General features: G+C 44.2%; 6 protein-coding genes, 6 tRNA genes and 1 rRNA gene. 10 read left to right on the top strand and 3 right to left on the bottom strand.

Annotated features, from left to right (window positions below; translation table 11 throughout):
- Window positions 1-95 precede the first annotated feature (95 nt).
- The 3 genes from rrf to ATB78_RS27395 all read left to right on the top strand — a co-directional run bounded on the left by rrf (window position 96) and on the right by ATB78_RS27395 (window position 466).
- Window positions 96-212: ribosomal RNA gene (gene rrf, locus ATB78_RS27405) — 5S ribosomal RNA — on the top strand.
- A gap of 32 nt (window positions 213-244) precedes the next feature.
- Window positions 245-321: transfer RNA gene (locus ATB78_RS27400), tRNA-Asp, on the top strand.
- A gap of 68 nt (window positions 322-389) precedes the next feature.
- Window positions 390-466 (top strand) — tRNA-Trp (locus tag ATB78_RS27395).
- A gap of 553 nt (window positions 467-1,019) precedes the next feature.
- Here the strand turns inward: ATB78_RS27395 and pssA are convergent.
- Complete coding sequence (pssA, locus tag ATB78_RS27390; RefSeq protein ID WP_038897299.1) at window positions 1,020-2,360, bottom strand: CDP-diacylglycerol--serine O-phosphatidyltransferase; 1,341 nt, start codon at window positions 2,358-2,360, stop codon at window positions 1,020-1,022.
- Between the two features lie 71 nt (window positions 2,361-2,431).
- Window positions 2,432-2,863, bottom strand: coding sequence for a GNAT family N-acetyltransferase (locus ATB78_RS27385; protein WP_061011116.1), 432 nt, complete (start codon window positions 2,861-2,863; stop codon window positions 2,432-2,434).
- A 101-nt stretch (window positions 2,864-2,964) separates the two neighbouring features.
- On the opposite strand from ATB78_RS27385, the gene murB reads away from it, so the two are divergent.
- Both murB and birA read left to right on the top strand, forming a co-directional pair.
- The gene (gene murB, locus ATB78_RS27380; protein ID WP_061011115.1) at window positions 2,965-4,008 is read left to right on the top strand and encodes a UDP-N-acetylmuramate dehydrogenase; all 1,044 of its coding nucleotides are present in this window, start codon (window positions 2,965-2,967) and stop codon (window positions 4,006-4,008) included.
- The gene (gene birA, locus ATB78_RS27375) at window positions 4,005-4,970 is read left to right on the top strand and encodes a bifunctional biotin--[acetyl-CoA-carboxylase] ligase/biotin operon repressor BirA (protein WP_061011114.1); all 966 of its coding nucleotides are present in this window, start codon (window positions 4,005-4,007) and stop codon (window positions 4,968-4,970) included. Before murB ends, birA begins: the two co-directional genes overlap by 4 nt.
- 20 nt (window positions 4,971-4,990) lie before the next feature.
- Here birA and coaA read toward each other — a convergent pair whose 3' ends face one another.
- Complete coding sequence (coaA, locus tag ATB78_RS27370; RefSeq protein ID WP_005442549.1) at window positions 4,991-5,914, bottom strand: type I pantothenate kinase; 924 nt, start codon at window positions 5,912-5,914, stop codon at window positions 4,991-4,993.
- 206 nt (window positions 5,915-6,120) lie between these two features.
- Between coaA and ATB78_RS27365 the strand changes: the two genes are divergently transcribed.
- The 5 genes from ATB78_RS27365 to ATB78_RS27345 all read left to right on the top strand — a co-directional run.
- A tRNA-Thr gene (locus ATB78_RS27365) sits at window positions 6,121-6,196 on the top strand.
- Between the two features lie 51 nt (window positions 6,197-6,247).
- A tRNA-Tyr gene (locus ATB78_RS27360) sits at window positions 6,248-6,332 on the top strand.
- A gap of 35 nt (window positions 6,333-6,367) precedes the next feature.
- Window positions 6,368-6,442, top strand: a tRNA-Gly gene (locus tag ATB78_RS27355).
- 13 nt (window positions 6,443-6,455) lie between these two features.
- Window positions 6,456-6,531, top strand: a tRNA-Thr gene (locus tag ATB78_RS27350).
- Window positions 6,532-6,632: 101 nt separating this feature from the next.
- A partial coding sequence (locus ATB78_RS27345; protein WP_230959143.1) for a GTP-binding protein occupies window positions 6,633-6,849 on the top strand: 217 nt, incomplete at its 3' end.

Here is a 6,849-nt window from a genome sequence, read left to right as displayed (position 1 = left end):
ACCATACAACACCCAAGGGGTTTTGATGGACTCAATGCAAGAACATTGAATGTGTAAATAGAACTTAACATCAGTTTTCCAGATTAAAGAATTTGCTTGGCGACCATAGCGATTTGGACCCACCTGATTTCCATTCCGAACTCAGAAGTGAAACGAATTAGCGCCGATGGTAGTGTGGGGCTTCCCCATGTGAGAGTAGGACATCGCCAGGCTTTAAATTTAGACTTAAATGTCTAACCAGTGCGGAGCGGTAGTTCAGTTGGTTAGAATACCGGCCTGTCACGCCGGGGGTCGCGGGTTCGAGTCCCGTCCGCTCCGCCACTTATTTAGAAGACCTCGCTTTTGCGAGGTTTTTTTGAATCTACAATGTGATAAGCTGTAGTTTCTACAGGGGTGTAGCTCCAATTGGCAGAGCAGCGGATTCCAAATCCGCGTGTTGGGAGTTCGAATCTCTCCACCCCTGCCATATTTAAGGCTCTAGTCGAAAGACTAGAGCCTTTTTCGTATCTGGAGAAAAGAATTCCAGCCTATTGGAAGAGCAACGGATTCCTCTAATATCAAAATAGCGCGTAGTGGGAGTTAGATCGCCAGCCTGCCCTAATCTCTGAGTCCACCCCCAGAAATATTTGTGGTTCTAGCAGAAATGCTGGAGTCTTTTTGTTTCTGCCTCTTTCCTTGGTTGCTCTTTACCTGAAACCGCAAAATGAATCGAATCCTTGGGGTTATCGCTTAGCCCTCCCGCGTAAAGTACTCAAGTCTCTCGGAAGCTAGGAAATACTAAACTTCTGCTTACTCGTTGGTTCGTTAAACAATTCCTTCCTAAAATAATTTAAGGCCATAGGTTAATAGTCCTTAAGAAAGGGCCAGGGTGAAGTGGACAGCTACGTTCTTTGGTGTCGCCGAGATAGAGTAGAGTGCTTACTGTTTGCTCTCTATAGTGGCTTGCTAATCCCTGATTACAAGTAACAAAAAAGCCCAGTATTTTCATACTGGGCTTGCTTATCACTTAAGTAGGCGTCTTAAAGAATACGTTTAAGCACGCCATCGGCTTTAATTCGTGTGATCTTACGAACCAGCTTCTGAACGCTTACCGGATAGTCTTCAACTTTTTCTAATTGTCTATATGTACAGATAAGCTGAGTATGTTCAAGAATGTTTGCTACTTCTTGCTCAAACTTGTCGGTCATCTTTGCGTAGTTATCTTGTACTAATAAACCATTTTCTAGATCTAGAGACCATGCTCGAGGGTTCAAGTTATTACCAGTCATCAGCATGTAGCGCTTATCAACCCAGATGCCTTTTAGGTGGAAGCTATTATTGTCATGCTTCCAAAGGTGGATAGATAGTTTGCGTGCAGCAATGCTTGCTTCGTTGGCTTTCGCAAATCGACGTAAGTTGAGTTCGTATAGATATGGTAGGCCACCGATGGTCTTGAACTCTTCTTCCGGAGAGATGTAGAAGTCGTTTGCCGTTTTATCACCCACTACGATAGTGACTTTTACACCACGCTTCATTGCGCGTTTCACTTCGCGATTAATCGCTTTAGGAAAGTTAAAGTAAGGGGTGCAGATGAAAATTTCGTTCTGAGCGGCAGCAAGCAGCTTAACGATTTTCTGATTGAGTAAATTACGACGTTTGCCTAGGCCAACAAGCGGTGTGACTTTAACATCTTCTTCGCTAGCGAGCTCAGTTTCGAACTCATAGTTAGCACGTGCTAATGAAGAGCGAAGTTGGCGGATGTCTGCTTTGATTTCTTTTGTTTCAGGCTTATCTTTGCCTGCTAGGTCGTTGACTGCAGGGTGAGCGATCATTTCATCTTGGATGAATCTCACCATCGAGTCAGCTAATGTTTTATGCTGAATGACATGGTAGCGGTCGAAGCGGTAACGATCGTTGTAGTGTAAATACACGTTATTGAGGCTAGCGCCGCTGTAAATCACGGTGTCATCAACGATAAAGCCTTTAAGGTGAAGTACTCCAAAGACTTCCCTTCCACGCACTGGAATTCCATAGACGGGAATAGAGTGTTGGTATTTCTTCGCGAACGCTTTGTAAAGTGCTGCGTTGCCTTCTGATGACTCGGCACCAATAAGACCTCGTTGCGCTCGGTGCCAATCTACACAGATATTGATGTCCAACCCAGGATTGCGCTGTTTCGCTTCATAGAGCGCTGTGAAGATTTCACGGCCAGCTTCATCATCTTCCAGATATAGAGCGACTAGGTAAATTCGCGACGTTGCTTTGCTGATCGCATCAAGAAGACGAGTTCTGAAAGTCTCTGCAGCATGCAGAACTTCGAAGTCTTCAGGCTTAACAGCGAGACTTGGCAACTGTTCGAATGGGTTCCTACTTACTATCATACCGGTGTGAGTACCTTAATTAAGTGCAATATTGCGAACCTGATATTTTACCAAAGATATGAATTCTATGGCTACAAAACCACGCTGTTTGGAGTGTCAGAAGTAATGAATTGCATTGGAATGAGATCTTTACCACTGTCTACATAGCGCAGATACGCCATTTTTAGAGAGTTGGGAAGTGCAGAGCTATCAATGGTTTTGAATCCGTGTTGAGTGTAATAGTGTTCTAAATGGTTAAAAGCAAAGCAATAATCGCCATCGTTGAAAACTGTGTTTTCACAATGAGTAAGCAAGGCACTCCCTACGCCTGTCCCTCTGTATTCAGGGATCACGAGCATACCTGTCAATAAGCGTGATTGCTCAATGGTCTTCAATCTTAGTAAAGCAATGATACTGCCCTCTAAGGTGGCGGTTACGATCAATTCGTCTCGCTTTGCTCTCCCTGCGGGGTAATGAGCTTTGTACAACCTCTTGATGAGAGGCAGTTTGATCGGATTTAACACTTCTATGATTAATGAGCTAGGTATTGTCACTGCGGCTAAAAGATAACTAATGTAGAATGTTCATAGTTTAAGAGAATCTCATCTGGCGTTGCAAATCCACTATGGAAATTAAGAAACACGCGAGCCTTAAGGCTTTTCACACATTTGGTATAGAACAAACTTGTGCGTATTTAGTGATCGTTGAATCTGTTGACGACGTTATACAACTCTTCCAAGACAAAGCTTATCAAGACATACCTAAGCTCTTCTTAGGTAAAGGCAGTAATATGCTGTTCACTCAGCACTATGAAGGCATGGTGATCATCAACCGTTTAATGGGTAAAACCGTGACTGAAACGGATGAGCATTACTTACTGCATATTGAGGGGGGAGAAGATTGGCCTGATTTGGTCGAATGGAGTGTTAAGCAAGAGATGGGCGGCATGGAAAACCTTGCGCTTATCCCAGGGTGTGCGGGTTCGGCGCCAATTCAAAATATCGGTGCTTATGGTTTAGAGCTACAAGATATTTGTGAATATGTCGACATTCTTGATTTGACTAGTTTTGATACTAAACGAATGAGTGCCGAAGAGTGCTTGTTTGGTTATCGCGACTCTATCTTCAAGCATGAACTATATGAGAAGTGTTTTATTACTGCGGTTGGTCTCAAGTTGCCTAAGCAATGGCAAGCTATTAATCAGTATGGCCCTCTACAAAGTATTCCAGAAGAAGAGCTCACCCCACTCGCTATTTTTGAACGTGTTTGCCAAGTGCGCATGGAAAAATTACCGGATCCTACAAAAGTGGGCAATGCGGGTAGTTTCTTCAAAAATCCCGTGATCAGCCAAGATCATTATGATCAACTCATTCAGAAACATAGCAACATGGTGGCTTACCCAGCAAAAGAGGGGATGAAGGTTGCGGCTGGTTGGTTGATTGACCAATGCGGGCTCAAAGGCGTGTCAGTCAATGGGGCTCAGGTGAACCCATTGCAAGCTTTAGTATTAACCAATGTAGATAATTGCAGTGCTAGCGATGTGGTCGAGTTGGCTTCTTTAGTGAAGAAGACAGTTTGGGATAAATACCAAATTGAACTAGAGCATGAAGTCCGCTTTATGAATAGCAAGGGCGAGACCAATTTGGCTGAAATTGAGGCAATGCAATGAGAAAAGAACACTCAGTAAAATTGCATATTCTCAAAGCGCTCAGTGACGGAGATTTCCATTCAGGAGAAGCGCTAGGGCAGGAGTTAGGTATCTCTCGAGCTGCCATTGCTAAGCATATCAAAGGGCTTAATGACTGGGGGGTGGATATTTACCGTATCCAAGGGCGAGGCTATCAGCTAGCCCAGCCTTTGCAGTTGCTCGATGAGACTCAATTGCAAGCCAAAGTAGAGACGCCAATAGAGTTGATCTCGGTTATTGACTCTACTAACCAATACTTGCTTGATAAAGTGAATGAGTCAGACAAAGGGCGAGTCTGTCTTGCAGAGTATCAGGCAAAAGGGCGAGGAAGGCGTGGACGCCAGTGGATATCTCCCTTTGGAACAAACCTTTACTTATCGATGTACTGGCGATTGGATGCTGGTATGGCTGCAGCGATGGGCTTGAGCTTGGTTGTTGGTATCGCTGCTGTAGAGGCAATAGAAAGCCTTGGTATCGATGGCGTCAAATTGAAGTGGCCGAATGACATCTATTACCAAGATAAGAAATTGGCGGGCATTTTGGTGGAAATGTCGGGTCAGGCCGGTGGAGCAGCGCATTTGGTGATCGGCATGGGGTTAAATATCGGAATGCCAGATATGCAGCCAGAAATTGATCAACCTTGGACGACTCTGAACCAAGTGAGTGATGGTGTTTTGATTGACCGCGCTCAGCTAGCGATAAAGCTAATCGAGCATTGGAAGAACGCGCTAGAAGAATATGAAATGGCAGGACTGGCAGGTTTTGTTGACCGCTGGAATCGTTTAGATAATTTTATTGGACGCTCAGTTAAGCTGCTGATGGGGCCAAGAGAGATTCATGGAGTAGTGAAAGGCATCGACCAGCAAGGTGGGGTAGTGCTTGAAACTAAAAATGGATTGGAGACCTATGTTGGCGGAGAGATCTCCTTAAGAAAAAATGACTAGCCCCGTCATTAAGGATAAGGTTACTTTCTCAAAGAAACCTTATCCACCAAATGGCTTGGGCCTTTATGCAGAATCAGATGAGCCCTTTCACGAGTTGGAAGGATATTGTGTTCTAAGTTCAACCCGTTGATTGAATGCCATATGTCTTTAGCTTTATTTTTCGCCTCGTCTACAGATAGCTGGGTATAGTGGCTAAAGTAAGAGCCTGGCTTAGTAAAGGCACCTCTACGAAACTTCAAGAATCTTTCTATATACCATTGCTCAATGGTGTCTGTTTCTGCATCCACATAGATAGAAAAATCTAGGAAGTCAGAAACAAATACGCGATGCGGATCGTGAGGGTAATCCATTCCGCTCTGTAAAACGTTTAACCCTTCAATGATTAACACATCAGGGCGATCCACTTTTTTCTTTTCGTCTGTAATGTCGTAAGTGATATGCGAATAGACAGGCACTTCTAAGTTAGGCTGGCCAGCTTTTACATCAGAAACAAATTCTACCAAGCGTTTGATATCGTAAGACTCGGGAAAGCCTTTACGATGCATGATGCCTTTATCTTCTAATACTTTCTTTGGATATAAGAAACCGTCTGTTGTCACTAAGGCGACTTTAGGGTGGTTCTCCCAGCGAGAAAGCAGGGCTTTAAGAAGTCTCGCTGTCGTGCTTTTTCCTACTGCAACACTTCCCGCAATACCAATCACGAATGGTGGAGCGTGCTCTTCCGTATTCAGGAATTCCTGTAAGACGGAGTTGCGACTTTGACGAGCTTGAACGTATAAATTCAATAGACGAGACAAAGGAAGGTAGATCTCTACCGCTTCCTCCATAGTGAGGTTTTCATTAATGCCTTGAAGCGCTTTTAAGTCGTCTTCAGAGAGTGTCATAGGAACAGAATTACGTAACTCTGCCCATTCCGCACGGTCAAATGACAAAAATGGACTCATGGATCTCTTTTATCCTTGGTTTCATAGAGAGCAAGAACATACAACAAGCTCCGAGCAAAGCAAACGACAAAGCTCGAAAGTTTGCTTTAAAAAGGGAGGTTTGTATGATTTTGCAGCAATCGATTCTAAAAAGTCGAATTTTACGATTTTTTTTAAAATAGCTATTGCAACCTAGAAAATCATTCAATAGAATGCGCACCACTTATGCCGACTTAGCTCAGTAGGTAGAGCAACTGACTTGTAATCAGTAGGTCACCAGTTCGATTCCGGTAGTCGGCACCATTCTTTCATGTTTCATTAGAAGCAATTGTAGTAAGAATGGCATGAAATTTTGGAGGGGTTCCCGAGTGGCCAAAGGGAGCAGACTGTAAATCTGCCGGCACTGCCTTCGATGGTTCGAATCCGTCCCCCTCCACCATATTCTTTAGGAAATAGCTCTCAGAGTTACGTGTTGCGGGCATCGTATAATGGCTATTACCTCAGCCTTCCAAGCTGATGATGCGGGTTCGATTCCCGCTGCCCGCTCCACTCTAATTTGAGTGCTGATATAGCTCAGGTGGTAGAGCGCATCCTTGGTAAGGATGAGGTCGGCAGTTCGAGTCTGCCTATCAGCACCAGCTCTTAAAGTTATTTCCTTTTGATATAAGATTTACCAATTATCTTTTTTGGTTGCGTGGTCAATTCGGGCCACCTAAATCCGTACCTAGAGGGACTACTCATGTCTAAAGAAAAATTTGAACGTGTAAAACCGCACGTAAACGTTGGTACTATCGGCCACGTTGACCACGGTAAAACTACTCTAACAGCTGCTATCTGTACAACACTTGCTAAAGTATACGGCGGTGCTGCTCGTGACTTCGCATCTATCGATAACGCTCCAGAAGAGCGTGAGCGCGGTATCACAATCGCTACTTCTCACGTAGAGTACGACACTC

The organism is Vibrio sp. CUB2, from assembly GCF_001557945.1.
GTDB classification, from domain to species: domain Bacteria; phylum Pseudomonadota; class Gammaproteobacteria; order Enterobacterales; family Vibrionaceae; genus Vibrio; species Vibrio owensii.
The sequence above is the reverse complement of the archived record's forward strand: the minus strand, read 5'-3'. Positions and strand labels throughout refer to the sequence as shown.

Excerpts from the sequence above, each read along its gene's own strand:
- pssA (WP_038897299.1), bottom strand. The coding sequence starts at position 2,360 with ATGATAGTAAGTAGGAACCCATTCGAACAGTTGCCAAGTCTCGCTGTT.
- coaA (WP_005442549.1), bottom strand. The coding sequence starts at position 5,914 with ATGAGTCCATTTTTGTCATTTGACCGTGCGGAATGGGCAGAGTTACGT.
- murB (WP_061011115.1), top strand. The coding sequence starts at position 2,965 with ATGGAAATTAAGAAACACGCGAGCCTTAAGGCTTTTCACACATTTGGT.
- birA (WP_061011114.1), top strand. The coding sequence starts at position 4,005 with ATGAGAAAAGAACACTCAGTAAAATTGCATATTCTCAAAGCGCTCAGT.